General features: G+C 61.8%; 26 protein-coding genes, 1 other RNA gene and 3 pseudogenes. 15 read left to right on the plus strand and 15 right to left on the minus strand.

Features of this window, described 5'->3' with window-relative positions; genetic code table 11:
• Positions 1-40 precede the first annotated feature (40 nt).
• The 4 genes and pseudogenes from ASF04_RS28635 to ASF04_RS00015 form a co-directional block, all read left to right on the plus strand.
• Positions 41-380 (plus strand): annotated as a pseudogene (locus ASF04_RS28635) (IS3 family transposase); the annotation flags it as partial.
• Position 381: 1 nt separating this feature from the next.
• A pseudogene (locus tag ASF04_RS00010) lies at positions 382-1,692 on the plus strand (IS3 family transposase); the annotation flags it as partial.
• 29 nt (positions 1,693-1,721) lie between these two features.
• Positions 1,722-1,814, plus strand: a pseudogene (locus ASF04_RS28640) (IS3 family transposase); the annotation flags it as partial.
• 99 nt (positions 1,815-1,913) lie between these two features.
• Positions 1,914-2,228, plus strand: a complete 315-nt coding sequence (locus ASF04_RS00015) for a tyrosine-type recombinase/integrase (protein WP_229204870.1) — start codon at positions 1,914-1,916, stop codon at positions 2,226-2,228.
• A gap of 30 nt (positions 2,229-2,258) precedes the next feature.
• Here ASF04_RS00015 and ASF04_RS27240 read toward each other — a convergent pair whose 3' ends face one another.
• From ASF04_RS27240 to ssrA, 3 genes are all read right to left on the minus strand, one after another.
• Entirely contained in the window at positions 2,259-2,663 is a 405-nt protein-coding gene (locus ASF04_RS27240; RefSeq protein WP_156368493.1) for a hypothetical protein, read from the minus strand.
• Between the two features lie 2 nt (positions 2,664-2,665).
• Positions 2,666-3,280: a Panacea domain-containing protein gene (locus tag ASF04_RS26420; RefSeq protein WP_082488363.1), complete on the minus strand. Its 615-nt coding sequence runs from the start codon at positions 3,278-3,280 to the stop codon at positions 2,666-2,668.
• Between the two features lie 208 nt (positions 3,281-3,488).
• Positions 3,489-3,849, minus strand: a transfer-messenger RNA (tmRNA) gene (gene ssrA / locus ASF04_RS26425).
• A 372-nt stretch (positions 3,850-4,221) separates the two neighbouring features.
• On the opposite strand from ssrA, the gene ASF04_RS00020 reads away from it, so the two are divergent.
• Genes ASF04_RS00020 through ASF04_RS00030 form a run of 3 tightly spaced genes read left to right on the plus strand, consistent with a single transcriptional unit; the run spans position 4,222 to position 5,555 of the window.
• Positions 4,222-4,869 carry a TetR/AcrR family transcriptional regulator gene (locus ASF04_RS00020; protein ID WP_056138339.1) on the plus strand — a complete coding sequence of 216 codons (648 nt, stop codon included), beginning with the start codon at positions 4,222-4,224 and terminating at the stop codon, positions 4,867-4,869.
• 50 nt (positions 4,870-4,919) lie between these two features.
• Entirely contained in the window at positions 4,920-5,219 is a 300-nt protein-coding gene (locus ASF04_RS00025) for an antibiotic biosynthesis monooxygenase (protein WP_056137260.1), read from the plus strand.
• A gap of 33 nt (positions 5,220-5,252) precedes the next feature.
• A complete protein-coding gene (locus tag ASF04_RS00030; protein WP_019921752.1) occupies positions 5,253-5,555 on the plus strand; it encodes a hypothetical protein in 303 nt (100 codons plus the stop codon).
• Positions 5,556-5,625: 70 nt separating this feature from the next.
• On the opposite strand, the gene pncB is transcribed toward ASF04_RS00030, so the two are convergent.
• The 4 genes from pncB to ASF04_RS00050 form a co-directional block, all read right to left on the minus strand.
• Entirely contained in the window at positions 5,626-6,828 is a 1,203-nt protein-coding gene (gene pncB / locus ASF04_RS00035; RefSeq protein WP_056137262.1) for a nicotinate phosphoribosyltransferase, read from the minus strand.
• Positions 6,829-6,866: 38 nt separating this feature from the next.
• Complete coding sequence (locus tag ASF04_RS00040; RefSeq protein WP_056137264.1) at positions 6,867-7,661, minus strand: hypothetical protein; 795 nt, start codon at positions 7,659-7,661, stop codon at positions 6,867-6,869.
• Positions 7,662-7,667: 6 nt separating this feature from the next.
• Positions 7,668-8,528, minus strand: coding sequence for a hypothetical protein (locus ASF04_RS00045; RefSeq protein ID WP_056137266.1), 861 nt, complete (start codon positions 8,526-8,528; stop codon positions 7,668-7,670).
• Between the two features lie 102 nt (positions 8,529-8,630).
• On the minus strand, positions 8,631-9,242 hold the full coding sequence (locus ASF04_RS00050; protein WP_056137268.1) for an FMN-dependent NADH-azoreductase: 612 nt from the start codon (positions 9,240-9,242) through the stop codon (positions 8,631-8,633).
• A gap of 114 nt (positions 9,243-9,356) precedes the next feature.
• Here ASF04_RS00050 and ASF04_RS00055 point away from each other — a divergent pair, with 114 nt between their 5' ends.
• The gene (locus tag ASF04_RS00055; protein ID WP_056137270.1) at positions 9,357-10,430 is read left to right on the plus strand and encodes a LysR family transcriptional regulator; all 1,074 of its coding nucleotides are present in this window, start codon (positions 9,357-9,359) and stop codon (positions 10,428-10,430) included.
• Here ASF04_RS00055 and ASF04_RS00060 read toward each other — a convergent pair.
• Both ASF04_RS00060 and ASF04_RS00065 read right to left on the minus strand, forming a co-directional pair.
• Positions 10,408-10,725 carry a chaperone modulator CbpM gene (locus tag ASF04_RS00060; protein WP_229204871.1) on the minus strand — a complete coding sequence of 106 codons (318 nt, stop codon included), beginning with the start codon at positions 10,723-10,725 and terminating at the stop codon, positions 10,408-10,410. The two genes, ASF04_RS00055 and ASF04_RS00060, sit on opposite strands and share 23 nt — an antisense overlap.
• A 2-nt stretch (positions 10,726-10,727) precedes the next feature.
• A complete protein-coding gene (locus tag ASF04_RS00065; protein ID WP_056137274.1) occupies positions 10,728-11,666 on the minus strand; it encodes a DnaJ C-terminal domain-containing protein in 939 nt (312 codons plus the stop codon).
• Between the two features lie 149 nt (positions 11,667-11,815).
• Between ASF04_RS00065 and ASF04_RS00070 the strand changes: the two genes are divergently transcribed.
• Both ASF04_RS00070 and ASF04_RS00075 read left to right on the plus strand, forming a co-directional pair.
• Positions 11,816-13,207: an MATE family efflux transporter gene (locus tag ASF04_RS00070; protein WP_056137277.1), complete on the plus strand. Its 1,392-nt coding sequence runs from the start codon at positions 11,816-11,818 to the stop codon at positions 13,205-13,207.
• A gap of 139 nt (positions 13,208-13,346) precedes the next feature.
• On the plus strand, positions 13,347-15,572 hold the full coding sequence (locus ASF04_RS00075; RefSeq protein WP_026637268.1) for a S9 family peptidase: 2,226 nt from the start codon (positions 13,347-13,349) through the stop codon (positions 15,570-15,572).
• A gap of 73 nt (positions 15,573-15,645) precedes the next feature.
• On the opposite strand, the gene ASF04_RS00080 is transcribed toward ASF04_RS00075, so the two are convergent.
• Positions 15,646-15,837: a CsbD family protein gene (locus ASF04_RS00080; protein ID WP_056137278.1), complete on the minus strand. Its 192-nt coding sequence runs from the start codon at positions 15,835-15,837 to the stop codon at positions 15,646-15,648.
• 232 nt (positions 15,838-16,069) lie between these two features.
• Between ASF04_RS00080 and ASF04_RS00085 the strand changes: the two genes are divergently transcribed.
• Together ASF04_RS00085 and ASF04_RS00090 are read left to right on the plus strand one after the other, a co-directional pair.
• Positions 16,070-16,897 (plus strand): HDOD domain-containing protein, encoded by an 828-nt coding sequence (locus ASF04_RS00085; RefSeq protein ID WP_056137280.1) that lies wholly within the window; start codon positions 16,070-16,072, stop codon positions 16,895-16,897.
• Between the two features lie 162 nt (positions 16,898-17,059).
• A complete protein-coding gene (locus ASF04_RS00090) occupies positions 17,060-17,338 on the plus strand; it encodes a flagellar protein FliT (RefSeq protein WP_056137282.1) in 279 nt (92 codons plus the stop codon).
• Between the two features lie 67 nt (positions 17,339-17,405).
• Here ASF04_RS00090 and ASF04_RS00095 read toward each other — a convergent pair whose 3' ends face one another.
• Together ASF04_RS00095 and ASF04_RS00100 are read right to left on the minus strand one after the other, a co-directional pair.
• Positions 17,406-18,632: an aminotransferase class I/II-fold pyridoxal phosphate-dependent enzyme gene (locus ASF04_RS00095; protein WP_056137284.1), complete on the minus strand. Its 1,227-nt coding sequence runs from the start codon at positions 18,630-18,632 to the stop codon at positions 17,406-17,408.
• Positions 18,633-18,744: 112 nt separating this feature from the next.
• Positions 18,745-20,676 carry a hypothetical protein gene (locus tag ASF04_RS00100; RefSeq protein ID WP_156368494.1) on the minus strand — a complete coding sequence of 644 codons (1,932 nt, stop codon included), beginning with the start codon at positions 20,674-20,676 and terminating at the stop codon, positions 18,745-18,747.
• Positions 20,677-20,852: 176 nt separating this feature from the next.
• On the opposite strand from ASF04_RS00100, the gene fumC reads away from it, so the two are divergent.
• A complete protein-coding gene (gene fumC / locus ASF04_RS00105) occupies positions 20,853-22,241 on the plus strand; it encodes a class II fumarate hydratase (protein WP_056137287.1) in 1,389 nt (462 codons plus the stop codon).
• A gap of 70 nt (positions 22,242-22,311) precedes the next feature.
• On the opposite strand, the gene ASF04_RS00110 is transcribed toward fumC, so the two are convergent.
• Positions 22,312-23,064 (minus strand): hypothetical protein, encoded by a 753-nt coding sequence (locus tag ASF04_RS00110; RefSeq protein ID WP_056137289.1) that lies wholly within the window; start codon positions 23,062-23,064, stop codon positions 22,312-22,314.
• Positions 23,065-23,234: 170 nt separating this feature from the next.
• Between ASF04_RS00110 and ASF04_RS00115 the strand changes: the two genes are divergently transcribed.
• Positions 23,235-23,453: an RNA-binding S4 domain-containing protein gene (locus ASF04_RS00115; RefSeq protein WP_026637265.1), complete on the plus strand. Its 219-nt coding sequence runs from the start codon at positions 23,235-23,237 to the stop codon at positions 23,451-23,453.
• 164 nt (positions 23,454-23,617) lie between these two features.
• Positions 23,618-23,911: a hypothetical protein gene (locus tag ASF04_RS00120; protein ID WP_056137291.1), complete on the plus strand. Its 294-nt coding sequence runs from the start codon at positions 23,618-23,620 to the stop codon at positions 23,909-23,911.
• Between the two features lie 136 nt (positions 23,912-24,047).
• Here ASF04_RS00120 and ASF04_RS00125 read toward each other — a convergent pair whose 3' ends face one another.
• Both ASF04_RS00125 and ASF04_RS00130 read right to left on the minus strand, forming a co-directional pair.
• Complete coding sequence (locus tag ASF04_RS00125) at positions 24,048-25,841, minus strand: DUF692 family multinuclear iron-containing protein (protein ID WP_373922113.1); 1,794 nt, start codon at positions 25,839-25,841, stop codon at positions 24,048-24,050.
• A gap of 30 nt (positions 25,842-25,871) precedes the next feature.
• A complete protein-coding gene (locus ASF04_RS00130; RefSeq protein ID WP_056137295.1) occupies positions 25,872-26,144 on the minus strand; it encodes a DUF2282 domain-containing protein in 273 nt (90 codons plus the stop codon).
• Between the last annotated feature and the right edge of the window lie 18 nt (positions 26,145-26,162).

Raw genomic sequence — 26,162 nt, forward strand, 5'->3', positions numbered from 1 at the left:
GGGGATGCGGACAAAATCTTGGACTATTTGGGAGTAGTCCATGTATTCATACGAAGAGCGCCTTCGGGCAGTAAAGCTTTATCTGAAGTACGGGAGGCGCCTTCAAGCGACCATCCGCGAGCTGGGTTATCCGACGAAGAATTCGCTCAAAGCTTGGTGCGCCGAATTTGAGGAAGGAGGATACTTACAGCAGAAATACATGCGCTCGCTTCCAAAATACTCGGACGAGCAGAAGAACACCGCCATCGAGCATTACGTCAATCACGGGCGGTGCTTTGCTTTTACCCGCCGGACGTTGGGCTATCCCTCTCGACAAAAGCTTTCCGAGTGGGTTGGCGAACGCTATCCAGAAACTAAGAAAACCGTTGTTGGCAAGGTGANCGGTGCTTTGCTTTTACCCGCCGGACGTTGGGCTATCCCTCTCGACAAAAGCTTTCCGAGTGGGTTGGCGAACGCTATCCAGAAACTAAGAAAACCGTTGTTGGCAAGGTGAACAAACCGGCAGCCTCATTGGACTCGAAGCGCGCAGCTGTCTACGAGTTGTGTACGCGCGAGGGCAGTGCGCAGRATGTAGCCTCAAAGCTGGACGTCGCCCGTGTGACGCTGTACAACTGGAAGAATCAGTTACTTGGCCGAGAGGCCCCGGCATCCATGAAACGAGAAAAGAGCCTGCCATCAGAATCGGACCAGAACGATCTGGAACAGCAGGTCGCCGCGCTCCAAAGTGAAATTCGCAATCTGAAGCTGGAACACGACCTTCTTACGAAAGCGAATGAACTCCTAAAAAAAGATCTGGGCGTCGACCCACGACTCCTGAGCAACCAGGAGAAGACAGTGTTAGTTGACGCCCTRAGAGARGCGTATGCCCTGCGAGAGCTGCTTGATCGGCTCGACCTGCCGCGCAGCTCCTATTTCTATCATCGGTCACCGYTACGCGTTGCCGATAAATACGCGGAAGTACGTCCGGCGATCACCGAGATCTTTGAGGATGCCCATCGCTCCTACGGCTATCGAMGGATTCAAGCTGAGTTGAAYAGACGGCGCGTGTTTATTTCGGAGAAAGTCGTGCGACGCCTGATGAAGCAGGCGGGCSACATTGCGGCTAGGCCAAAGCGCCGCAGGTATCGTTCCTACGTYGGAGAAATCAGTCCCGCCCCAGAGAACCTCATCAATCGCGATTTCCATGCGACGGCTCCCAACGAAAAGTGGCTCACGGACATCTCGGAATTCCATATCCCGGCAGGGAAGGTTTATCTGTCGCCGATGATCGACTGTTTCGATGGCATGGTCGTCAGTTGGTCGATTGGCACRAGCCCGGATGCAGAGCTTGTGAACACGATGTTGGATGCGGCCATCGATACCGTGACCGAGAGTGATGAGAAGCCGATCGTCCATTCTGATCGCGGTGGCCACTATCGATGGCCCGGCTGGTTAGCTCGGGTTGCTGATGCGAAGCTGACGCGATCAATGTCGCGCAAGGCATGCTCGCCCGACAATGCAGCTTGCGAAGGTTTCTTTGGTAGGCTGAAGACGGAGATGTTCTATCCTGGGGACTGGCGGTCGACGACGATCGAACAGTTCGTGGARGTACTCGATAAATACATTCGCTGGTACAACGAAAAGCGCATCAAGAGCTCTCTTGGCTATCTGAGTCCGATCGAGTATCGTGAAAGCTTGGGTTTAACGATGTAAACCAGTCCAAGAAAAGGTCCGCATCCCCNTACATTCGCTGGTACAACGAAAAGCGCATCAAGAGCTCTCTTGGCTATCTGAGTCCGATCGAGTATCGTGAAAGCTTGGGTTTAACGATGTAAACCAGTCCAAGAAAAGGTCCGCATCCCCGGTGGGTCAGTATTGGGTCGGCGCCAACACTGAAGGAACAGAAGCAGCACACCTGGCTCAAGGACACTGAGGTGTTCCAAAACCCGCAGACGGGTGAACGCTGGACTGGTGATCAATCGATCCGCAAAACCTTGTGGACGTGGGCGCTAAAGCGCGGCGGCGTACGCTACCGCAAACCGTACCAAACGCGCCACACGTACGCGAGCATGATGTTGTCCGCCGGTGAGCACCCGATGTGGGTGGCGAAGCAGATGGGACACAAGGACTGGACGATGATTGCTCGCGTGTATGGTCGCTGGATGCCAGATGCCGACATCAGCGCTGGCAATAAAGCCGAGTCTATATTTAGCAGAACCTCAGGTGAACTCTTGACCCGCACACTCTAATCGGCCTCGCTGCCCCGACTGCTTTCTACATTACCACAGCCCCCAGTCATCCTTAATATCTCGGCGGATACGACTTTTTTCTACTGAAAGGCCCTGCCGAATTCTTTCCAAAAGCGCAGGTGAAACAGCCTGCTTAGCCCTAAAATACCCGTCGTTTAGACGGGCAATAACATCAATCAAAGGATCAGACCGGCACTTTGAGTAAGCGATAAAACTTGCGTCAACGATAAAAGGATGCTCACCGGGACTGACAGGACAGGTCATATCATCAGTTGCGTGCCGGGCAGTACTAAAGCTAGCCAGCAGTAGGCTCTCTTTGCCATTGATAATCTTACCACCGAGAACCACTACAAATAAATGGTCGCCAGTGGGGCCACTTGGAATAAGAATAGTCGAGCCTGCCTGAACTCGGCTATCAGATGATAAACCGCCCATCGTTAAGATAATGCGAGGTTTATGCTTTCGAATGCCTTGATGCTTTCGACAAGCTGCTTTGCCTGCTCTTCACTGTTACCGAGAGCTAAAAATAAATCTTCAAGCTCTATGGGATTACTTCCATCTCCCCGCGACCATTGCCACTCTGGCGTGTGATCTGGATGATGAAGATAGCTCTCAAGCTGCTTGGACGACATCCCCCCAAATTCCTCCCAAACGGAATCAAGAAGCCCGACTTCTGCATCACTTAACTGACGAAGATCATCTACAGAGCGATACGGACAGTCTTCACGGATAGTCAAATACTGATGTTTATTGTTCTCGCGTACTGCGCTAACGACAGCACTAAATGCGCCATTACTACGTCGCTGCAGACTAGGTTTCTCAACCAAATACAAAGTGGACGAAAGCACAGGGCCGTGCTCCATTGAACAAAGAAGATCGCCGGTCAACGGCTCACCAAAGTTCGCATATGCCGCTCGCTCAGCGAGATAGAGCCATTTCATAAGACGCAGCTTAGTAACGTGGCCACGACGTTCCTTTGCACGCTTCAAGAAGTAAAACGTCACTTCTGCAGCTTTCGTCTCATTGTAATTTCTACGGTTCAACTCGGTCATATGTAAATTCTTGCGAAAACGAAGCTCAAAACAGATACGAGCGGGAGACAAGTATAGCACTTTGCCACTCGCTGATTTACGCCCTCCCGCAGGAATGGCGACGTAAAAAGGCTGTCATTTTGTTGTCATTCCGGAGCCAAAACAACCCCAAAACACCCCAACTAATGACAGCCTTCTCTTTCTAACTGCTTGATTCCAAAGTGTTTTTTGGTGGAGACGGCGGGAATCGAACCCGCGTCCGCAAGCACTCTACAGACAGTTCTACATACTTAGCACTATCATTTAATTTAACCAGTACAACACGGACGTGCACGTTTTGGACTAGCGATTCACCTTAGATTTAGCGCTCTTTGAAGTGACCCCTCCGAGCGCGAGTCCCTGTAAATGACTCCACAGCTTTTAACGGCCCACCCCAGGGACGAGGTGTTGTGGAGCTAACAGCAATTAAGCTGCCAGTGCGTACGAGTTATCGTTTGCAGTTAAGTTTTTTCAGGTTGTATTTACGAGGTAGCCCGCCCTCGGTATGCCCTGCTCTGCTTTGCAACCCACGTCGAAACCAGGTCGTCCCCACAGACTTGTGATTCTACTCCACTTTGGCGACGAACGCACTCACGACACGTCCTCCACGTCAAACGCCCGTCACAATCGGCCGCTATGATGGCTTCAGTTCTCACATGGAACGACTCATTAGCGCCCCCACGGGACGCTTCTACCGGCGCCGGCGGTCGGGAAATATACCGGCACCATCTTCCAGCAGGATCAGGTTCACGGCCTGATTCAGCTCTGCAAGGATCAAGACTGCGCAGTTGGCTGTTGCAATGCAACACAAACCGATCAACTTCTATGACAAAAGTGTCAAATTCGCGCTGATTGTTGATTGATTGGTGATTGCCTGCATTAGAATCAACGGTGACGCGACTCTCTTGATCGATTTTCCATATATGCAACTCCCCGACGTCATCGACGCATCCCGCCCGAAAAAACGCGGCAGGCCACTCAAGGGAGCAGGCGGGGGATTGCGCACCGAACTGATCGAGAAATCGGCCGAGTTGTTCCGCACCAAGGGTTACGAGAACACCACCGTGCGCGATATCGCGGCGGCGGCTGGCGTGCAGGCGGGTAGCTGGTTTTATCACTTCAAGTCCAAGCAGGACATCCTGGCCGCCATCATGGAACACGGCCTGGAACAGGCGCTGGCCGAGGTCGAGCGGATCGGCAACCAGCCGCTGCCGCCGTGCCAGATCCTGTCACAGCTGGTCGAGGCGCACTTGCACACCCTGCTGGCGCCCGATCATCACTATATTGCCGTGCTGCTGTACGAATGGCGTTCGCTCGACGAGCCGTCGCGTTCGCGGGTGGTGGCGCTCAAGGACCGCTATGAGGCGGTGTGGGATCGCGCCATCGGTGCGCTGCACAATTCCGGCGACTGGGTGGCGCCGTCGCAGTTTGACCGCTTGCTGATCTTCGGCGCTCTCAACTGGACTGTGCAATGGTACAAGCCCGATGCGGGCGCCGATGTGCCGGAGCTGGCGCGCCAGGCGCTGCGCTTCATCCTGCGCACGCCTCCAGCACCCGACGCACAGACGTAAAAGCTTGGTTTGAGGCACAATGGGATCCTCTCCACCAGGGAAGGACATCCATGATTTACGAAGTCGCCGAGCTCTATATCAAGCCCGAATCGCACACCGCCTTCCAGGCCGGCGCGGCCGAGGCAGTGCCGCTGTTCCGCGGCGCCAAGGGTTGCCTGTCGATGCGCCTCGATCGCGATATCGAAACGCCCGATACGTACCACCTGGTCATCGGCTGGGAAACACTTGAGAACCACACGGTTGATTTTCGCGGCAGCACGGATTTCCAGGCCTGGCGTGCGCTGGTGGGCGACCACTTTGCCCGTGCGCCCAAGGTGGAGCATTTCGCAACCGTGGTGGACGGCTTCTAAGCCCCATCACCCAACAATCATACGGAGGCCTTCATGACACGCACCATCCACCGCAACTTTACGGAAGTCACGGACGCCGAAAGCGCGCGCACCGCCTTGCTGTCCAAGGGTTTTCCACCGGCCAGCGTGACGCTCACCAGGCACAAGCCGCTGCCGCAAAACGGCGCCACCAGCACCGTCAGCCACCTGCTCGACAACCTGACGCCGGGCGGGCCGGATGCGGCCGAGCACGCGCGCGAACGCTCCGGCGCCATGCTCACCATCGACATCTACGATGACGACCAGGTGGAACAGGCTGACGCCATTCTTTCCAGCTTCGGCGCCCGCGCAGCCTGAAAACCGTGCACGGCAGGGGATGCGGCGCAGCTTGCGGCCGCCTCCCTGCTGCGGCAGGTTCTCAGCCGAACTACACGGCAGGATGGTGAAACACCTGCCGCAAGTAAGCGAGGAAGGTCTCGTCCTTGCACACGGTCTTGCCCGGCGAGTCGGACAGCTTGGCCACCGACTGGCCGTTGCAAGCGACGAGCTTCATGACGATATTGAGCGGCGCCAGTCCGACGTCGTTGGTCAGGTGCGTGCCGATGCCGAAGCCCGCCATGATGCGGTCGGCAAAGTGGCGATACAGCGAGATCGCCTTTTCCAGGTTCAAGCCGTCCGAAAACACCAGGCGCTTGGTCTTGGCGTCGATGCGCAGCGCGGCGTAGTGGGCCAGCGCCTTTTCGCCCCACACCACCGGGTCGCCCGAATCGTGGCGCAGCCCGTCAAACAGCTTGGCGAAGTACAGGTCGAAGTCGTCCAGGAACGCATCCATCCCCACCACGTCGGTCAGCGCGATCCCTAAATCGCCCCGGTACTCCTGCACCCACGCTTCGAGCGACGCCTTCTGAAAATCGCGCAGCCGCACGCCAAAGGCCTGGAACGATTGCATGTACTCGTGCGCCATGGTGCCGATCGGCACCAGGCCGAACTTCATCGCCTGATAAACGTTGGACGTGCCCTTGAAGTATTCGGGCACTTCGCGCGACAGGCGCTGCACCACCTCGTCGTGCCAGGCGCCGGAAAAGCGGCGGCGCACGCCAAAGTCGGAAAACTCGAACGGGTTCAAACGCTGCGGCTCGGTCAGGCCGAATTCTTTTAATAATGCGATCTTGGCGCCCAGGCGCTGGCGGCCTTCGGCCAGCGCGGCCTGCTGGTCGAAGCGGCGGAAGTACAGCTCGTTGACGATGTACAGCACGTAAATCTCGAAGCCCATCACGTGCACTTGCGGACCGGCAGCGTGGATCACCAGCGTATTGGTGGCGGCGTCGGCGCGGACATCGATGAACTTGCGCTGGAAGCGGAACACGGTCAAGAAGTCGACGAAGTCGCTCTTGATGTAACGGAGAGCGCGCAGGTAGTCGAGTTCCTCGTCGCGGAAACTCATCGAACACAGGTGGTCGAGCTCGCGCTCGATTTCTTCGATCAGCTCGGTCAGCGGATAAGCGGTCTGGTTACGGCAGACAAACTCGTACTCGGTGTGGGCGTTGGGATGGCCGTGCAGCAGGGCCTGCCACATGGTGAATTTGTATAAATCTGTCTCCAGCAGGCTGCGGACGATGGGCTGCTTCATTGGGTCTCCAAATTGCTTATGCCCATGATCTTACGCGATCATGGGCGATAGCGTGATTCACCCGTCAGAGCCTGGCCTTGTACGCGGCCAGGGCAGCGAGCAAGTGCCGCTGCACATCGCCTTGGCGCTTCAGGCGGGCCAGCCCGGCAGCCAGTGGGGGCGCCAGCGCCGCGCGCGACGCGTTCAGGTAGGCGTGGCCGGTGGTGGCCAGGACCACGCCAGCCTGCCGCATGGTGCTGGTGCCATGGCGCTGAGCGGGATCGAGAAAAAAACAGGTAATCGCCGACCGCCTCCTCCACGTCGAAGTACAGGTCGGTGCGGCCCAGCAGCAATTTCTTCACTCCCTGGGCGATGGTGGGTATGGCCGACACCTGCGTGGCCGGCAGCTCACGCAGCAGCATGCGCTCGAGTTCGACGATGCCGAGCCGGTACTCGCAGCGCACGCCGCCGGCGCGCAGCGCGTGCCAGGTGTCGAAGCGCAGGCTCGGGCGGGTAGCGTAGGCGGAAAAGCGCACGGCGTTATTGGGTTCCGGCACCCGCACCAGGGTCGGGTACAGCAACTGGTAATCGAAAGTTCTGCCCAGTTCGCCATCGACCTCGCCCAGCAGCACCAGGGCGGTTGCGCGCTTGGGCGGCACCTCGACAAAGGCAAAGCCCAGCCCCAGCTCCGTGGTGAGCTGGGTGTAAACCCGGATCAGCCATTGGGTACGCGGATTGTCCAGCGGGCGCGAGAACACGAAGCGCAGCACATCCGGCGCCGCCGGGACCGCCGGCGCGACCGCTAAAGAAGCCGACGCAGCCGAGGCGGCCAGCAGCTGGCGCCGGGTGATCATCAGGGATCAGGCGTTGGCCAGCAACTCGGGCAGCACGTCGCCCGACTGCATCAGCCGCACGCCGCGCGCGGCCATCGCCTGCAGGAAGGCCTGATACTGGGCGTCGAAGCCGTACACCGGGCTGATGCAGTCGGTCACCAGCACCAGCTTCGACGCCGCTGCGCCGAAATGGTCGGCAATGTGCTCGACCGTGGCTTTCACGCAGTGGCTGCCAGCCTCGCCTGCCACGTAAATGGTGTCGGCGGCGGCCAGGGTATCGACGAAGGCGGTGTTGAACTGGGTGGCGGGATCGTCGTCGTACGGTACTTCTGCCATCACGGCGGAATAGTGCTCGGTCCACGGATTGGAGCCCTTGGCCAGCTTGGCGACCAAGCCGAGCGCATGGTCTTCCCAGTTGTTGTAGGCAGCGCGCACGTCGTCGTGGACATTCTGGCCCCAGCTGCCGATTTCGCAGTGCACGGGCCAGACCATCAGCTTGTAGCGCCCGGCCGCTTCCAGGCGGTCGAGGTAATTCAGGGCGCGTTCCAGGTTGGCCGAATCGCGCGGCAGGTACTGGCCGCTACGCACCTGGGCGGCGGTGATTTCGGTGAAAGGTGCAACCGTCTGGCCGTCGCTGCCGGTCCAGAAGGTGGGATGAGCGATGTCGAAACGGTGGTGCGAGTCGAGTGTGACGCTGATGGCGGAGATGCCGTCGCGACCGTGGTTGATCAGCGTGGCCAGGCGCTGCATGTCGGCGTGGGCGCCAGGTACCGGCAGCGCCGGTGTGCGTGCTGCGCTGGTAACGGGGTGGACCGGTAAATACGCCGGTGGCAGATCGCAAAAATCGTTTTGCGGGTCGATGATCAACAGGTGCAGGTGGCGTTTCATGCAGGGCTCCAGGATACGTAGCCCCCATGATATATCAGCTCTCACGCGAAAACGACGAAGCCCCGTCCAGCGGGGCTTGCGTCGATAAAGCAGTGCTGAAAATTAGCCGGCGATCGCGCCGATCTGGCTGCGGGCTTTGGCAACGGCATCGGCCACTGCCGCTTCGCCCATGGCCACGCCTTCGGCCAGGATGAACGTCACGTCGGTCATGCCGAGGAAGCCCAGCGCGGCGCGCAGGTAGGTGGTGACGTGATCATAACCGGCAGCAGGGCCGGCGCTGTACACGCCGCCGCTGGCGACCACGACATACACTTTTTTACCGGTGACCAGCCCTTCCGGGCCGTTGGCGCCATACTGGAACGTGCGGCCGGCGCGGGCCACGTGGTCGATCCAGGCTTTCAGGCTCGAGCCCACCGAGAAGTTGTACATCGGGGTGCCGATGACGATGGTGTCGGCAGCGAGCAGCTCATCGACCAGCGCGTCTGAAGTTTTGATGGCGTAGGCCTGGTCGGCATTGCGCTGCTCGGCCGGGGTGAAGAAAGCGCCGATCAGCGCTTCGGTGATATGTGGCAGCGGGTTCTGGGCCACGTCGCGGCGCGCCACGGTGGCGGCTGGATTAGCTGCCTGCAACTTGGCGACGAGTTCGCCGCCCAGCTGGCGCGACAGGGAACCGGTTTGACGAGCGCTGCTATCGATATGAAGAATGGTTGCCATGATGGGCTCCTGGTAAGTGGTAAGTTGCATCCATCATAGAACGGGTTTAGTATCGAGGAAACACGCTAAATTTAAATGATATCTATCGATATTGTAGATATAAGGACTTGCATCATGCGCGACCCCGGCCTCCCCTCCCTCGACCAGCTCCGCGTGTTCATTGCCGTCATCGACCACGGCGGCTTCGCCCACGCGGCGCGGGCGCTGCACCGCACCCAGTCGGTGATCAGCTACACCATCGCCAACCTGGAAGAACAACTGAATATCGAGCTGCTCGACCGCAGCAAGCGCAAGCCGGTGCTCACCGAGGCCGGCAAGGCGCTGCTGGCGGACGCCCGCGCCGTCTCGCTCAAGGTCGATGGCATGCGGGCGCGGGCCAAGGCGCTGTCGTCGGGGCTGGAAGCGGAAGTGTCGCTGGTGGTCGATGTGATGTTTTCGACCTGCAAACTGGTGCGCATCCTGCACGCATTCCAGAAGGAATTTCCCACCGTCTCGATGCGGCTGCGCACCGAGGCGCTGGGCGCGGTCACGCAACTGGTGATGGAAAACACGTGCAAGATCGGCGTCAGCGGCTGGATGCCGGGCACGCCGGACACCATCGAGCGCCAGAGCTGCGGTTATGTGACCATGGTGCCGGTCGCCTCGCCCGACCATCCGCTGGCGCAGATCAAGGGCAAAATTCCAAGCGCAGTACTGCGCGAGCACACCCAGCTGGTGCTCACCGACCGCAGCACGTTGACCAAGGGACAGGACTTCGGCGTGATGGCGCTGCGCGACTGGCGCCTGGGCGACCTCAGTTCCAAGCATGCGCTGCTGCGCAGCGGCATCGGCTGGGGCAATATGCCGGTGGAGTTCGTGCAATGGGACCTGGACGCGGGCCGCCTGGTGCAGCTCGACGTCAGCGAGGGCAGCTCGTTCAGCTTCCCGCTGTACGTGATACGCCGGGGCGACGAGGAGCCGGGCCCGGCCACGCGATGGTTGATGCAGCAGTTCCTCGACCTCGAACATGCCGGCCACGAGATCGACCTGGCCGCGCACGCGATGCCGCACCACGCGCAGGAGGCGCCACCGCATTTTTACCGGCTGGGCAGCGACGCGCAGCCAGGCGGACATGGCCCACGGCCGCCGATGGCGGACACGCCGCCCGGCATCGCTGCGCCTGCGCCTATCGCACTCCGGCAGCGCTGAGCTTCTGGCGCAGCCGCGAGATTTCTTCGGTCAGGTCTACCACCAGCGCCGCAACGTCGTCGTTGGCTTCGAAATCGCGCTCGATCTGCCACAGGCGCCGTGCGCGCACCAGGTCGGCGCTGGTAAAGCGCCACACTGCATGATCGTCGGGCGCCGTCTCCAGCAGCACACCGGTACGCACGCGCTGCACCACCCAGCCCGGCTCCACCGCGCACGCGTGCGCCAGTTCGTCCAGGGTCAGGGCCACTTCGTCGATCACCACCGCCGTGACGATGGTTTCATTGCTTGTTGCCATGTTCATCCTCCTGCGCGCGGATTGAACGCCATGTCGCGCGCCATCTGCTGATACAGTTCTTTCGCCTTATCGGTAGTGGCCGGCGGCAGCGCCACTTCGAGCAGCAGGTACAGGTCGCCAGCCTCCTTGCCCGGGATGCCGCGCCCGCGCAGGCGCAGCTTGCGGCCCGTTTGCGACCCGGCTGGCACCGTCACATTGACCTTGCCCGATGGCGTGGTCACCTCGATCTCGCCACCGAGGGCCATTTCCCAAGGCGCCACCGGCACGGTCTGATAAACATCGCGGCCGTCGATGCGATAGCGGGCGTTGGCGCTGAACTGGATTTCCAGGTACAGGTCGCCCGGCCCCGCTTCGCCATTCTGGCCCTGGCCGGTCAAACGCAACTGCTGGCCGGCCGTCACGCCTTTCGGAATATTGACGCTGAGCGTGCGCTCGCGCGTGTGGATGCGGTCGTGCTCGTCGCGCTCGGCCACCATCAGGCTGATCTTGCGGGTGGCGCCCGTGTACGAGTCGGTCAGGTCGATGGTAATGCTGGCGTGGGTGTCGTCGCCCTTTTGCGGCTGGTAGGCCTGGCGCCGGCGTCCGCCGCCGTTGCCGAAGTTGGCAAACAGGTCCGAGAAGAAGTCGTTGGGATCGGCACCGCCGCCGAAGCCCCCTGCGCCCGGACGGCCGCCCCCTGCGCCCCAGCCCGGCGGCGGCCGGAATTCCTGGCCGGCGCGGAATTGCTGGCCGCGCCCGAGGTCGTCGTAGGCCGCGCGCTTTTCGGCGTCGCCGAGCACGCCGTAGGCTTCGTTGAGTTCCTGGGTTTTCTTTTGCGCGTCCGCTTCCTTGCTGACGTCCGGGTGGTACTTGCGGACCAGCTTGCGGTAAGCCTTCTTGATCTCGTCCTCGGAGGCCGTCTTGGCCACACCGAGGGTCTGGTAATAATCCTTGTATTCCACCTTGTTGCTCCTGTATGGGCTGTCCACCGTCCTGTCAAAACAGTCTAGCGCAGATTAAAGCTTTAATGAGTTCGTGATCCAAATGATAATCCGCAAGTTGGTGTATCTCACAGTAAAATCAAGGGTTTCTCCCATCAGGTCAGGTTTCCATGCCGCACTCGTTCACCGTTCGTAATATCCGCGCCGAAGTTTCCTCGCTGTGGCAGCTGGCCTGGCCCATGCTGATCGGCCAGCTGGCGACGGTGGGCATGGGTGTGGCGGACGTGGCCATGACGGGCCATACCAGCGCCGATGAACTGGCGGCGGTATCGCTGGGAGCGTCGATCTGGTCGATCATCCTGGTCACCGTGAGCGGCACCATGATGGCGATTAACAGCATCGTCGCGCACGATATCGGCGCCGGCCAGCTGGCGCGGGTGCCGCACGCGGTGCGCCAGTCATTGTGGAAGTCGCTGGGCGTGGGCGTGATCGCCATGGCGCTGGCCAACCTGGCCACGCTGCTGTTCGACCATCTGTACCTGACGCCACACGTCCAGCACCAGGCCGAGCTGTTCGTCCACATCATCAGCCTGGGCTTGCCGCCGTTTGCGGCGTACCGCGCGCTGTACGGCTACAGCACCAGCATCAACGAAACGCGGCCGGTAATGGTGATCGCCATCCTGGGTCTGTGCGTGAACGTGTTCGTCAACTGGCTGCTGGTGTTCGGCAACTGGGGCATGCCGCAGTTGGGCGGGGTCGGCTGCGCCGTGTCCACCGCGCTGTGCATGTGGCTGATGCTCGCTGCCATGCTGCTGTGGATACGCCGCGCGCCGGCCTACCGCGCCACCTATCCGTTCACCCACTGGGAAAGCCCGCACTGGCCCGAAATCGCTTCGATGCTGCGCCTGGGCGTGCCGATCGGCATCAGCTATTTTGCCGAGGTGAGCGCATTCGGCGCGGTGAGCCTGCTGGTGGCGCGGTATGGCGTGATACCGATTTCGGCGCACCAGATCGCGCTCAATTTTACGTCGCTGGTGTTCATGGTGCCGCTCAGCTTTGGCATTGCCCTGATCACGCGCGTGGGTCAGGCCATGGGCGAAGGCGAGCCGGCGCGGGCGCGGTTCATTTCGTGGGTGGGCGTGTGGATGTCGCTGGCCTTCGGCGTGGTGTCGGCCATTTTCATCGTGCTGTTCCGCTACCAGATCGCCCGGGCCTACACGTCGGACCCGGCGGTGCAGGACTTGTGCGCGCACCTGCTGCTGTTCGCGGCGCTGTTTCAGCTGTCCGATTCCACGCAGGTGGCGGCATCGTGCGCGATACGCGGCTACAAGGTTTCGCGCCAGCCGATGGTGATCCAGGTGACGGCGTTCTGGGGCTTCGCGCTGCCGATCGGCTGCTGGCTGGGGTTGGCGCCGCAATGGCTGCCGTTTGCACCGGCGCAGCCGATGGCGGCGTCCGGTTTCTGGATCGGGCTGGTGGTGGGGCTGACGGTGGCGGCAGTGCTGCTGAGCTGGGCCCTGCAACGGCTGTCGCTGGCGCGCCTGAAGGTGGCGCAGGCCTGATCCCCATGCTGGTGCGGTTCGCAAAAACCGCACCAAACTATAAACGGTATTGACCGTTTTATTCAGAACATTGCTACCTCGCCACGATTGGTACAGTCTGGTATCGTCACGGATTGCCCAATTTCCGAGACATTCTTCAATGCGCTTTATTCTCGCACCAATCACGCTTTGCGCCATGCTGGCCGGCGGCCACGCCACCGCCGAGAAACTCACCCTGGACCGCATCCACTCCGATCCGTCGCTCAGCGGCCCCGGCGTGCGCAACCTGAAAGTGTCGCCCGATGGCGCCCGCGTCACCTTCCTCAAGGGCCGCGACGACAACCAGTTCCAGCTCGACCTGTGGGAATACAACCTGAAGAACAAATCGACGCACCGCCTGGTCGACTCGAAAACCCTGGTGCCGGAAGAGAACCTGTCCGACGCTGAAAAAGCGCGCCGCGAACGCGCCCGCACGGCCGCCCTCAAGGGCATCCTCAACTACAGCTGGTCGCCGGACGGCAAGCAGCTGCTGGTGCCGATCGCCGGCAACCTGTACCTGATCGACGCCGCCAAGCCCGATGCCGCCCGCCTGGTCGCCAAGGGCAATGTGCTCGATCCGAAAATCTCGCCCAAAGGCCGCTACCTGTCGTTCGTGCGCGACCAGAACCTGTTCGTGATCGACCTGAGCAATAACCAGGAGCGCCAGCTGACCACCGACGGCGCCGGCACCATCCACAACGGCGAAGCCGAGTTCGTGGCGCAGGAAGAAATGCACCAGACCACCGGCTACTACTGGGCGCCGGACGATTCCGCCATCGCCTTCAAGCGCTACGACGAAGCGCAAGTGCCGGTGGTGCGCCGCTTTGAAATTTACGCCGACCGCACCGACGTGATCGACCAGCGCTACCCTGCCGCTGGCGACCCGAACGCCACCGTGCAGCTGAAAATCGTCTCGCCCAACGGCGGCGAAATCCGCAACGTCGACCTGGGCACGGAACAGGACATCTACCTGGTGCGCGCCGACTGGAGCAGCGACAGCAAAGCCCTGCTGTTCCAGCGCCAGAGCCGCGACCAGAAGAAACTCGAACTGATCTCGGTCGATGCCGCCACGCTGGCACAGCGCACCCTGATCACCGAAACCTCGCAAACCTGGGTCAACATTTTCGAAGACCTGCGCTTTTTGGCCAAGGGTAAAGGTTTTGTGTGGTCGTCGGAACGCACCGGTCGCAAGCACCTGTACCTGTACGACATGAACGGCAAGCTGCTGCACCCGATTTCGAGCGGCGAATGGGGCGTCGAGCGGCTGCTGGCCGTCGATGAAAAAACCGGCCGCGTGTTCGTGCAATCGAACCGCGACGCGGTGATCGACAGCCAGACCTACGCGCTCAAGCTCGACGGCTCCACTGCCGACAAGCCTACCCGCATCACCCAGGGCGACGGCTGGCACGATTCCAACTTCGCCGGCAATGGCGAAGTGTTTGTCGATACCTATTCCGATCCGAACACGCCACCGCAGGTCAGCATTCGCCGTCCCGACGGCACCATGATCAGCTGGCTCGAGCACAATGAACTGAACGCCAGCCACCCGTATGCGAAGTATCTCGACGCGCACCTGCGCCCCGAATACGGCACCATCAAGTCGAAAGACGGCCAGACCATGTACTACTCGATCACCAAGCCATCTGGCTTCGATCCGGCCAAGAAATACCCGGTGTACCTGTCCACCTACGGCGGTCCCGGTGCGCAGCACGTTTCGCGCAAGTGGGGCAACCTGTTTGACCAGTACATGGCGCAGCAGGGCTTCGTGGTGTGGCGCCTCGACAACCGTGGTTCGAGCCGCCGCGAACGCGCCTTTACCGACCCGATCTACCTCGACATGGGCCGCGCGGAAGTGGAAGACCAGCTGACCGGCATCGAGTGGCTGAGCCAGCAGAGCTTCATCGATCCGAAACGCATCGGCGTATTCGGCTGGAGCTACGGCGGCTTCATGACCTTGCGCCTGCTGTCGCAGGGTTCGGACAAGATCGCCATGGGCGTATCGGTAGCGCCGGTCACCGACTGGTCGCTGTACGACACCCACTACACCGAGCGCTTCATGAGCACGCCAAAACTGAACGTGGCCGGTTACAAGTCGGGCAGCGTGTTCTCGCACGTCGATGGGTTGAAATCGAAACTGCTGCTGGTGCACGGCATGGCCGACGACAACGTGCTGTTCACCAACACCACGCGCATGATCGACGCGCTGGTGGCGCGCAACGTGCAGTTCGACCTGATGACCTATCCTGGCGCCAAGCACGGCATCTCGGGCAAGGTGCCGCAGCGCCACGTGTACGGCATGATCGAAGCGTTCTTCAAGAAGAACCTGATGCCGGAAGCAACGAAATAAAGCTGAATAAACCAGCAGAACGACAAAAGGGCCGCAAATGCGGCCCTTGTTTTACCTGCACCCTAAGCGGTGCTTAGTTGCGGTTACCCTTGAGGGTGTCGTCGATGGCTTCCTTGGCGTCGCCAACGTTTTTCTGCAGCTTGCCTTCGGCTTGCTTGTTCAGGCCCTTGGCCTGCTGTTCGGACGAACCGACCATTTTACCGGCGCCTTCCTGGATTTTGCCGCCGATTTCCTTCGCCTTACCTTTGACTTGATCTTCGTTCATGATGCACTCCTTGGGTCAATGTTGAAGCTACGGGACACACAACGCTGTGTGCATGGGTTCCACTGTAGTCCGGTCGTGGCTGAGCTTCTGTGCGGTCGCCCACCCAAATGTAAAACGGCGGTCGGCAGAAAAGATACGGTCGGGCATCAAAAGGCTTCTTTCCGATGACGAATCGCTATATAGTTAACCTATAGCAACGTGCCCATAAACAGGAACAACCAGGAGATACCCGATGAAACTTGATGCACTGTTCCAGAATCCGACCGCGTTGCCCACCGCCCCGAAAGTCGTCGAAGAACTGATCAGCAGCTTCGACAAGGCCAGCGTCTCCACCGAGGAGATCGCCAAGAAGCTGTCGACGGACCCGGTGTTGAGCGCCAAGCTGCTGCGCCTGGCCAACTCGGCCTACTACCACGTCTCGCGCAGCATCGGCACGGTGGAAGATGCGGTGCTGATGCTCGGTTTCGTCACGGTGCGCACGCTGGTCATCAGCTCGGGCCTGGTCAGCGGCTTCAAGACCGTACCCGGCCTCGACCTCAAGCAATTCTGGCGCTACAGCCTGCACACCGCAGTGTCGGCCAAGTGGATCGCCAAGAAGACCAAGGAAAACACCGACCTCGCCTTCACCATCGGCATGATGCACGCGATCGGCCAGCTGGTTATCCATTCGGCCATGCCGGAAAAGGCGATGGCCCTCGATAAGGTGGCCGGTCCGATGGACTCGCGCCGCCTGGACGCCGAAGTGGCGTCATTCGGCTACACCTTTGCCGACGTTGGCGCCGAACTGGCCCGTCGCTGGAAATTCCCGGAAGCGTTTGCTGAAACCATCGTGGCCTTCCCCGAGCCGCACAAGGATGGCGAACTCAATCGCCTGGCTGCGGTCGTCTCGCTGGCCGCCTGGCGCGCACGCGTGGAGCAAGCTGGCTTGACCGCCGAAGAAATCGCCGCCTGCTACCCGACCGAACTGGCCGAAGAGCTGGGACTGGACGACGACGCCCTGATCGACGACATGCCATCACCGGACGAACTGTCGGCCGGCCTGGAAGAACTCGTGAAATAAGCGACAACATTTCATAAGCAAAGCTGCCTGATTTCGGTCCGGCAGCTTTTTTTTCATCTTTTTTCAAATTATTTCGATTTTGCCCTCAAGTTCCCGTTTAAGTGGACGTTAATCAAGACATGCGGTAATCCGCCTTGATGTCGCAACTTTCCAGGTGAACTGATGAACACTTCCGAAGTCCTCGCTATGTACGAAAACATTGCAGCCCTGAGCACCCAGATGGCTGCCGCCGCGCGCATGGGCGACTGGGACGGCGTCGGCAAACTGGAAACCCAATGCACCAGCGCGGCCCGCGCCACGGCCACCGGCGTCCCTGCCCTCGACGGCGCGCCGCGCCTGCGCAAGATCGACCTGCTCAAACAAATCCTGGCCAACGACCGCGAAATCCGCGACCTGGCCGATCCGTGGATGAACACCGTCCCCGGCATGGCCCGCCAATAAAATGGCCCGCCCAGCAAAAAGCGCCTCGTGAGGCGCTTTTTTCGTTTGGGCTCGCTGCTTCAGACCATCAGCCTGCCAACGCCACGCGCAACGACAACGCAATCCCCTGCGCGGCCTTGGTGATTTCGTCGAGCGACGGGAAGCTCGGCGCGATGCGGATGTGGCGATCTTTTGGATCGTTACCGTACGGGAAAGCAGCGCCGGCTGGCGTCAGGGTAATGCCCGCTTCCTTGGCCAGTGCGACCGTGCGCTTGGCGGCGCCGTCGGGGGTGACCAGGTCGATGAAGTAGCCGCCTTGCGGACGGGTCCAGCTCACGCCCGGCACATTGCCCAGGTATTGTTCGAATTGCGCCAGCACGGCGTCGAACTTGGGTTTCAGCAGCGCGGCGTGCTGCTCCATCAGCGCTTCCACGGTGGGCAAGTCTTTCAGCAGGCGCACGTGGCGCAGCTGGTTGATCTTGTCCGGGCCGATGCTGCGGATACCCGAATGTTTGGTCCACCAGGCGATATTGGCCGGCGACGACGCCAGCGCGGCAATGCCCGAACCGGCCCAGGTCACCTTCGATGACGACGCGAACACGAAGGCGCGGTCCGGGTGGCCGGCAGCGGCGCACGCTTCGAGAATACTCAACACTTCCAGCTTTTCAGCACCCAGGTGGTGGAAGCGATAGGCGTCGTCCCACATCAGGATGAAGTCGGGGGCGGCGGTTTTCATCGCGGCCAGACGCTGCACCACGGCGTCGGAATACACCACGCCGCCCGGGTTGCTGTACTTCGGCACGCACCACATGCCCTTGATGCTGGCATCCTCGGCTACCAGTTTTTCCACCAGGTCCATGTCCGGGCCGTCGTCATTCATCGGCACGTTGATCATCTTGATGCCGCGCGTTTCGCAGATGGCGAAGTGGCGGTCGTAGCCCGGTACCGGGCACAGGAAGGTCACCGGCTCGCGTACCCACGGCGCATTGCCAGGCGTGCCGTTCAGGAGCGCGTACATGATCACGTCATGCATCAGCGACAGGCTGGCGCTGCTATCGACCACCACTTGCGCGGCCGGCACATCGAGCAGTTCGCCGAACAGTGCGCGCGCCTCCGGCAAGCCCACGGTGCCGCCGTAGTTGCGGCCGTCGGTGCCGTCGGCGGCCTTGTAACCGTCCACGGCGTTCAACAAGGCATTCGACAGGTCGAGCTGTTCCGGCGATGGCTTGCCACGGGACATATCGAGTTTCAGACCGAGCTGTTTGAACGCTTGGTACTGTTGTTGGTCCTGCGATGGGAGGTCGGCTGCAGTCATGGGGCTCTTTCAAAATGGGAAGACGAAGCTTGGAAGCGTCGATAACTATACCCCAGTTCGTCAGAGCCTTGACAGAGATTCAAGTAATATACTTATGCGAAAAATGCTCGCATCAGGACTGCACGGCCGGTTCCGGGGCCGCTGATTTGGGCATCGGTACCTCGCGGAAATCGTCGCCCGCCGCATCGGTCGGGCCCTGCTTCTTGCGGAAGCCTTGCCAGATCTTCAGCGGCGCGCCCGACTTCTTGCGGCGCAGGTAGAACAGTGCACCAGCGCCAGCCAGCAGGGCAACGCCCAGGCCACCGATAATCAGCGGCAGCTTGCTTGGCTGCTCCTCGGGCGGCTTTTCCTTTTTGTACTTCAGCTTGGGCAGCACGCGGCGTTGCTGCACCGGCGCTGGTGGCGGGGCGGCGGCTTCGGCGCCGGCTGCTTCTTCGGAAGTTGATTCAGCGGTAGCTGCTTTGGCGGTGGCGGCTTCTGTCTTCGACGCCTCCCGTGGTGCGACATCCTTCGCTGCGATCGGCGTGCCTGGCGTCTCGGCTTGCTTTGCTGCGCCCCGTGAGTCTGGCGCCGCAGCCGCGTCTGGTGCCGCGGGCTGCTTCGCGGCCACCGGCACGTTCGCCGAGGCGGCCCGGGCATCGCTCATGCCGGAGGCGATAATCAAGGGCTTGGTGGCGGCAGCCGGCGCGGCGGGCTTGGCGCCAGCCGCCGCCGCCGGGGTGGCCTGCTTTGCCACCTGCGCCGCAGCCGCCGCACCGGTGGACCCGGCCAGCGCGCTTTGCAATTGCTTCACTTTGCCTTCCAGTTCCACCAGCTTGGTGGACAGCGCCTGGCTCTGCAGGTCGAGGGCTCGGCACTCTTTGGCGCTGGCGCCGGTCGGCGCGCAAGCTGCTGGCGCCGCCATTTTTTTCACACCGGCCGGTAATGGCAGGGGCGGCATCGGCAACAACGCCTGCGCCACTTGCGGCGGTGGTGCAGCGGTGGCGGTGATGGCCAGCTGACTGGCGCCTGGTCCGGCGACAACGGTCTCCGGCTTGACGCCATGCCTGGTGTCGGATTTTGACGCCAGTCCCGCCGCTGGCTTGCCTGCCGACTTGTGGGGGCCAGCCCCGGCAGGTGTTTCGGCCAGCTCAGGCGCTCCAATCACGGCAGGCTTGCCTGGCGGTTGAGGAGTACCAGCCCCGGCACGCTTGTCAGTCAGCTTAGGATCGCCCGCCCCGGCTGGCTTGTCAGCCGGCTTCGTCGCGCCATTCCCGACCGGTCTGCCGGCCACTTGGGGGAGCGGCGTCTCGGCAGCGACGGAGCGCGGCTTGTCAGCCACCGCGGCCGCACTGGATACCGGCGTCCCTGCCGCCCTGGGTGCAGGTTTTTCGGCTGTCTTGGCCGGCGCAATCACGCGCGAACCAAGCGCTTCGGAAATCCGTTCAGGAATATCGCGCACCGGCACAAGCGCTGGTGGCCGGGCCTGCGCCGCAGCAGCCTTCAAGCCGCCCGGCCCGCCCACTTCCGATTCGTGGAACGACGGCATCGGCGCCGGGCGCGTGCGATCGCGTACCAGCCGCGCAGCAGCGGCCGGTGCGGCGCTGTCGGCCACCTTTGCCGGCTCGGCGGCGGCAACCACGGCAGGCGCCGTTACCGCTGGCGCTACCCGGACCGGTGGCGGCGCCGGATTGGGATCGGGCTGCAACCAGACCGTGGCCAGGCGGATATCGCGCCGCCCGCCCGCAGTCAACTCCACGTACACGTGCACGTAATCGGCATTGACCGCACCAGCGGTGGAGATGTGCAGGACATCCTTCCCATCGCGCCGCACCACGGCCATCTTGACCGACGCCAGCGCCGGATTCATGGTGATGTTGGCGCCACGATAGACGTCCAGCTGCGCCAGCCGGGCTTGCACCGGGCCGCCATCGCCAGCCAGCAGTTCGACATCGGCCGACAGCGGCTGGCCGATGTAGGATCGCGCGGCGACGTCGCCCAGCTCGGCTGCGTGCGGCGTGGGCGCCAAGACCGCCAGCGCCAGCACGGCCAACAGGCGAAGCAAATTGTGAGTGAAGAAGCGTTGCATAATCGATAGGCCGCCAGGCGACATCTGGGAATCTTCTCTATTAACGGCTGGAAATCGAGTTTTTGTAGCCCTCAGTAAATTTTTCCGAAGTGCGCTACACTGTTTGATGCATGTCAGATGAGAATGATTGCCATTTCCAAAAAGGAACCTTTATGAGTACCCGTAGCGAAAAAGACAGCTTTGGTCCCATCGATGTACCGTCTGAACAATTATGGGGCGCGCAAACCCAGCGTTCCCTTGAGCATTTCCATATTTCCACCGAGCGCATGCCGCTTGAGCTGATCCACGCACTGGCCAGCGTCAAGCGCGCCGCCGCCCGCGTCAATCTCGACCTGGGCTTGCTCGACGGCGCCAAGGCCACCGCCATCACCAGCGCCGCCGACGAAGTGCTGGCCAATCAGCACCCCTCCGAGTTCCCGCTGGCCGTGTGGCAAACCGGCTCGGGCACGCAATCGAACATGAATATGAACGAAGTGCTGGCCAACCGCGGCTCCGAACTGATGGGCGGCGTGCGCGGCGAATCTCGCCTCCTGCACCCGAATGACGACGTCAACAAGGGCCAGTCCTCGAACGACATCTTCCCCACCGCCATCCACGTGGCCGCCGCCCTGGCGCTGGCCAACAACGTGCTGCCGGGCCTGCGCCAGTTGCGCGCCAGTCTGCACGCCAGGGCCGAGGCTTTTGCCGACATCGTCAAGATCGGCCGCACCCACTTGCAGGACGCTACGCCACTCACGCTGGGCCAGGAATTCTCGGGCTACGTGGCGCACCTGGACTTCGCCGAACACGCGATTCAGGCCGCCCTGCCCGGCGTGCTGCAACTGGCGGCCGGCGGCACGGCGGTAGGCACGGGCCTGAACGCCCACCCGGAGTACGCGACCCGCATCGCCACCGAACTGGAACACACGCTGGCGCTGCCGTTCCGCACCGCCGAGAACAAGTTTGCCGCACTGGCCGGCCACGACGCCCTGCTCTCGGCCCACGGCGCGCTGAAAACGCTGGCCGCAGCGCTGATGAAAATCGCCAACGACATACGCTGGATGGCCTCCGGTCCGCGCTCGGGCCTCGGTGAAATCACGATCCCAGAAAACGAGCCGGGCAGCTCGATCATGCCGGGCAAGGTCAATCCCACCCAGTGCGAAGCAGTCACCATGCTGTGCTGCCAGGTATTCGGCAACGACGTGGCGATCACCATGGGCGGCGCCTCGGGCAACTTCGAGTTGAATGTGTACAAGCCGCTGATCGCGCACAATTTCCTGCAAAGCGCGCGCCTGCTGGCCGACGGCATGCGCAGCCTGGAGGAACATTGCGTGCATGGCATCGAGCCGAACCGCGACCGCATTGCCGAACTGATGGAGCGCTCGCTGATGCTGGTCACCGCGCTGGCGCCGCACATCGGCTACGACAAGGCGGCCACCATCGCCAAGAAAGCCCAGCACGAAGGCACCACGCTAAAGCAGGCCGCACTGGCGCTGAACTACGTGACGGCGGAGCAGTTCGAGCAGTGGATTGTGCCGATCGACATGACGCGCCCGGGTTAATGGCATCCCTTCGAGTAGCGGACGCTAGCCGATCGACATAACTCGCCCGGTCTGATCGTTATTCATTGACTCAAAAGCCGTGCGAGTAACGCACGCCGGCCAGCCAGTCCGGCGCGGCGTTGGCGTCGTGACCGGGGTTGAAGCGCAACATCACGGCGCCGGTCACCTTGCCGCCGCGCCCATCGCGGCTGCGGCCAACCATGGTGCTGTAGCCGAATTCGATATCGCGCTCGGTGGCGGTCGGTTGCAGATTGAGGGCCGGGGCGCCGAAGGCTTGGCTGCCCATGTAGGCGGCCTGGCCGCTGCCCTGCTGGACGCCGGTGCGCACCTTGGCCGGCACCGACACCGTGATGCCGATGCGGTCGCGGTTATCGAAAATTTCGCGCGTGGTCCAGCCGACGCTGAACGCCACCGTGCGCACCGAAGACACTTGCGCCATCAGGCTGTCCGGGCTGCCGTAGCCGTCGGTCTTGCCGTAGGTGGCCATCGCCATCACCGAACTGCGCGGCGTGACCGAATACCCCATCGATAACGAAGTAAAAGCCGTGGTGGGCCGCGCTCGCAGCGCCAGCGCCGTGTTGCGTTCGGCGCCCGGGCCGGTTTCGCGCAAGATGCCGGCGGTCACCGCGCCTACCGCTCTGCCCATATGGGTTTCGAATTCCGCGATGCTCGAATAGCGACGGTTGCGATCGGCCAGCAGCGGCCGGAAATCGGCGCGCGCCTCGCTGGGCTGGACCAGCAGCGGTAGCGGCGTATCGGCCGCCGCTGCGGTGCCACAGCAAGACCAGCCGGCCACGGTGATGACCATCGAAAGCTTGTTCATGATGCCACCTCAAGGGTAGAACAGCACTCAACGTAAAGAGGTATAACTCAGACTACCAGTTTTTCTTGCTGGCAAATACGAGTTGCACGGTAAACTGTGCGCCTGTCGGAATACCGCTACACTATCCTGGCGGAAGCCCGTACTTGAAAACCATGGTATCAGAGGAAAAAATGCAGAAAGTCAGTTTTGAGTTGAATGGGGAATTTGTTGAGTTGAATCAGTTGCTCAAGCTAGTGGGGCTGTGCGACAGCGGCGGCGCCGGCAAGATGATGGTGGCCAGTGGCGACGTCAAGGTGGACGGCAAGCAGGAACTGCGCAAGACCGCCAAGATCCGCGCCGGCCAACAGGTCACCGTGGGCGACATCCGTATCAGCGTCGATCCCGTATAATTTATCTTGCATTATGGCAATAATGCGCTAAGCTGAAAACGCTGCGCGGTCCATGACACCGCGTAACGCGGCCAGCGTCCCCATCTCGTATAGTGTGGGGTCGGCTGCGGTCTGTGGCGGGCGCCAACGTTGATATTGAAACGCTTATTGAACAGGGGGACGTCATGGACGGTCCACAACCAGCCAAGCCCACCCAGGAACGCTTGCTTGGCGATCTGCGCGAAGTAATCGAAAATGCCGAAGAATTGCTGAAGAACACCACGCAATACAACGGCACCTTGTACGAAACTGCCCGCACCAAGCTGGCGCAGGCGCTGCTGGCCGCCACCGAAGAGCTGGCCCGCTTCGAGGACGCCCATATCGGCCGCATGATGGAACTGACCGCACGCGCCAACCAGCTGCACCAGGATCTCACGGGCGAAGCCCGCCTGCTGCGCGCGTTCCACCGGGAAACTTAAAGCGCTTTCCCCCTTTGTGCAAGGCGCAGTAATGCTGACGGTATGACGTACAGCGCAGCAAAGCGACGCAGACGGTACGTACTACAGCGAAGCGCAGTGACGCAGACGGTATGCACGGTAAGGAGCTGCAACGCAGCTATGAAGGTTCAGTCAGGAGCTCTATTGCCACGATCAGTTGCAGGTCCAGCCACCGGCGCAACTGCGCCGCCACATCGAAATCCCCGTCCACGTCGAACGCCGCGTCGAGCGCAGCCCCGAAAGTGCCGCCCGCGCGCAACACCGTCAGCGCGGCATAACCGCCAGCCCCGAGCGGCAATACCTGCACGCGCCAGCCGGGGCGCGCCACCACGCCAGCTTCCTGCACTGCCATGTCGGCGGGAAAATCATTGGCGGGCGCCGGCTGGTGCGCCAGCCACAGCGACACCACCGCCCAGTCGAACCGCATCGGTACGCAGGCGTCGTGCAGGCGCAGTCGGGCTGCTTCCAGCTGCGCCGGCGCCAGCTCGCCCAGTTGCTGCGCCGTCACAGGTTTCGCGTCGGCCGCGTAGTGGGCGCGGTGCACGCCCCATTCCAGGCGCGCCATGTCGGCCAAGTATGGCAATTGGGCCGCGTGCGGAAAATCGTCGAGGAATTCGCCCAGCTGGCCGCCGAAGCGATTGAGGTCGCCATCGTGCGACGGCCGGGCCCGCACATAGGCATGGGCCAGCGCGCCGAAGAACTCGGCGCCGACCAGCGCGGCCACGACGGGATAGGCAGCCGCCAGCGCCTTGGTCGCGGTGGCAGCCAGGTTGCCGCGATACAGCGCCAGCCGGTGCCGATTGTGTGGATGCTCGCGCCATAACGCCAGCGCCGGCGGCGCGGCGTCCGGGTTCAGCAAAGCGTCGGCAAACAGTTGCTGGTTCGAGGAAAGTGTGGCGGAATTGACGTCTGCGCCCGGACCGGCTGTGCTTCGGCCCACACCCGAAGCAGCCGCACTATCGCCCGCACCATGTCCAACCAAGGTGACGATATTCTGTTGCGCCACCGGTGCAAGCAAGTAGCTGTGCTGCGGCGACATATGGTGGCTGGGAAACGCCGCCGCTTCGACCAGGTGGTTGTGCTGCAGCGCCCTCGCCTTCGCCGCCTCGTGCAGCAACACGGCCAGCGGCGGGATATCGGTGTCCCATTCGATCAGGGTCGGTACGGCGCCGAAACGCTCCAGGGCAGCGGCGTACAGCTGCCACACGGGCTCGGCGACGGCGGCGCCGTGGTGGTCGATCACTGCCTGCGGTGTGACCAGGTGGCCGCCCAGGTGCAGCTCGCCTACCGTGCCGGGGGCGATCGCGAGCAACGCTTCGAGCGCGTCTTCACCGTGGTTGCACTGGTTGACGTACAGGTTGTTGATGTCGAGCAGCAGGCCGCAGCCGGTGCGTGCTGCCAGCGCGGCCAGGAATTGCGCCTCGCTCATGCTGTCGCCATGGAACCTGGCGTAGGTGGAAACGTTTTCCAGCAACAGTTGCCGTTGCAATGCGTTTTGCACCTCGTCCACGCGGTCGCACAGCAGGTCGAGCGCGGCGCCGTCCAGTATCAAAGGAAGCAGGTCGTTGAGGTGACGGTCGCCGACCGCGCCCCAGCACAAGTGCTCGGATACCAGGCACGGTTCAATGTTGCGCACCAGCGCACGGACGCGCTCGAGGTGCTGCATGGAAAAGCCGCGCGCCGAACCCAGGCCCAGCCCCACGCCATGCAGGCTGACCGGATAATCGCGCCGCAACTGTTGCAGCACATGCCAGTCGCGGCCCGATTGGTCGAGGTAGTTTTCGGTATGAACTTCGAGCCAGTCCGCCGCCGGCCGGTCGTCGAGAAACTGCCGGTGGTGCGGCGCGCGCAAGCCGACGCCCACGCCGAGGGCGCGTGATCCAGAAGCAAGCGCGGCGGAATTACTGGCCAACTTATTGCCGGTTAAACAGGCAGGGACTGCTTACTTGGCAGGTGGCGTGGTCTTGCCACCGACTTTATCGCACGTTCCCTTGGGAACGTTTTTCCATTCGACCGGGGCGTTATCGGTCGTGGCCTGGCCTGCGCAGGAATGCGAGCCGTCCGCCGCGGCGCAATCGTTCTGGCCGGCCTTGGCAACGCCATAGCATTTTTCGGTATCGGCCGAGCCGGCCATGGATGGGGTGGCAGCAGTGGCCGTGCTGGCGGTGCAAACAGCTGCCAGGGCGGCGGCGATCATGGCGTGGCGTTGGTTCATGGTCGGTTCTCCTCGAAG

Origin of the sequence: Duganella sp. Leaf61, assembly GCF_001421905.1 — a bacterium.
In the GTDB taxonomy this organism is placed as follows: Bacteria; Pseudomonadota; Gammaproteobacteria; order Burkholderiales; family Burkholderiaceae_D; genus Rugamonas; species Rugamonas zoogloeoides.

Bases quoted from the DNA above. Each gene is read 5' to 3' on its own strand.
- ASF04_RS27240 (WP_156368493.1), bottom strand. From the start codon at position 2,663: ATGGGCGGTTTATCATCTGATAGCCGAGTTCAGGCAGGCTCGACTATT.
- ASF04_RS26420 (WP_082488363.1), bottom strand. From the start codon at position 3,280: ATGACCGAGTTGAACCGTAGAAATTACAATGAGACGAAAGCTGCAGAA.
- ASF04_RS00020 (WP_056138339.1), top strand. From the start codon at position 4,222: ATGCAACTCCCCGACGTCATCGACGCATCCCGCCCGAAAAAACGCGGC.
- ASF04_RS00025 (WP_056137260.1), top strand. From the start codon at position 4,920: ATGATTTACGAAGTCGCCGAGCTCTATATCAAGCCCGAATCGCACACC.
- ASF04_RS00030 (WP_019921752.1), top strand. From the start codon at position 5,253: ATGACACGCACCATCCACCGCAACTTTACGGAAGTCACGGACGCCGAA.
- pncB (WP_056137262.1), bottom strand. From the start codon at position 6,828: ATGAAGCAGCCCATCGTCCGCAGCCTGCTGGAGACAGATTTATACAAA.
- ASF04_RS00040 (WP_056137264.1), bottom strand. From the start codon at position 7,661: ATGATCACCCGGCGCCAGCTGCTGGCCGCCTCGGCTGCGTCGGCTTCT.
- ASF04_RS00045 (WP_056137266.1), bottom strand. From the start codon at position 8,528: ATGAAACGCCACCTGCACCTGTTGATCATCGACCCGCAAAACGATTTT.
- ASF04_RS00050 (WP_056137268.1), bottom strand. From the start codon at position 9,242: ATGGCAACCATTCTTCATATCGATAGCAGCGCTCGTCAAACCGGTTCC.
- ASF04_RS00055 (WP_056137270.1), top strand. From the start codon at position 9,357: ATGCGCGACCCCGGCCTCCCCTCCCTCGACCAGCTCCGCGTGTTCATT.
- ASF04_RS00060 (WP_229204871.1), bottom strand. From the start codon at position 10,725: ATGGCAACAAGCAATGAAACCATCGTCACGGCGGTGGTGATCGACGAA.
- ASF04_RS00070 (WP_056137277.1), top strand. From the start codon at position 11,816: ATGCCGCACTCGTTCACCGTTCGTAATATCCGCGCCGAAGTTTCCTCG.
- ASF04_RS00075 (WP_026637268.1), top strand. From the start codon at position 13,347: ATGCGCTTTATTCTCGCACCAATCACGCTTTGCGCCATGCTGGCCGGC.
- ASF04_RS00080 (WP_056137278.1), bottom strand. From the start codon at position 15,837: ATGAACGAAGATCAAGTCAAAGGTAAGGCGAAGGAAATCGGCGGCAAA.
- ASF04_RS00085 (WP_056137280.1), top strand. From the start codon at position 16,070: ATGAAACTTGATGCACTGTTCCAGAATCCGACCGCGTTGCCCACCGCC.
- ASF04_RS00090 (WP_056137282.1), top strand. From the start codon at position 17,060: ATGAACACTTCCGAAGTCCTCGCTATGTACGAAAACATTGCAGCCCTG.
- ASF04_RS00095 (WP_056137284.1), bottom strand. From the start codon at position 18,632: ATGACTGCAGCCGACCTCCCATCGCAGGACCAACAACAGTACCAAGCG.
- fumC (WP_056137287.1), top strand. From the start codon at position 20,853: ATGAGTACCCGTAGCGAAAAAGACAGCTTTGGTCCCATCGATGTACCG.
- ASF04_RS00110 (WP_056137289.1), bottom strand. From the start codon at position 23,064: ATGAACAAGCTTTCGATGGTCATCACCGTGGCCGGCTGGTCTTGCTGT.
- ASF04_RS00115 (WP_026637265.1), top strand. From the start codon at position 23,235: ATGCAGAAAGTCAGTTTTGAGTTGAATGGGGAATTTGTTGAGTTGAAT.
- ASF04_RS00120 (WP_056137291.1), top strand. From the start codon at position 23,618: ATGGACGGTCCACAACCAGCCAAGCCCACCCAGGAACGCTTGCTTGGC.
- ASF04_RS00130 (WP_056137295.1), bottom strand. From the start codon at position 26,144: ATGAACCAACGCCACGCCATGATCGCCGCCGCCCTGGCAGCTGTTTGC.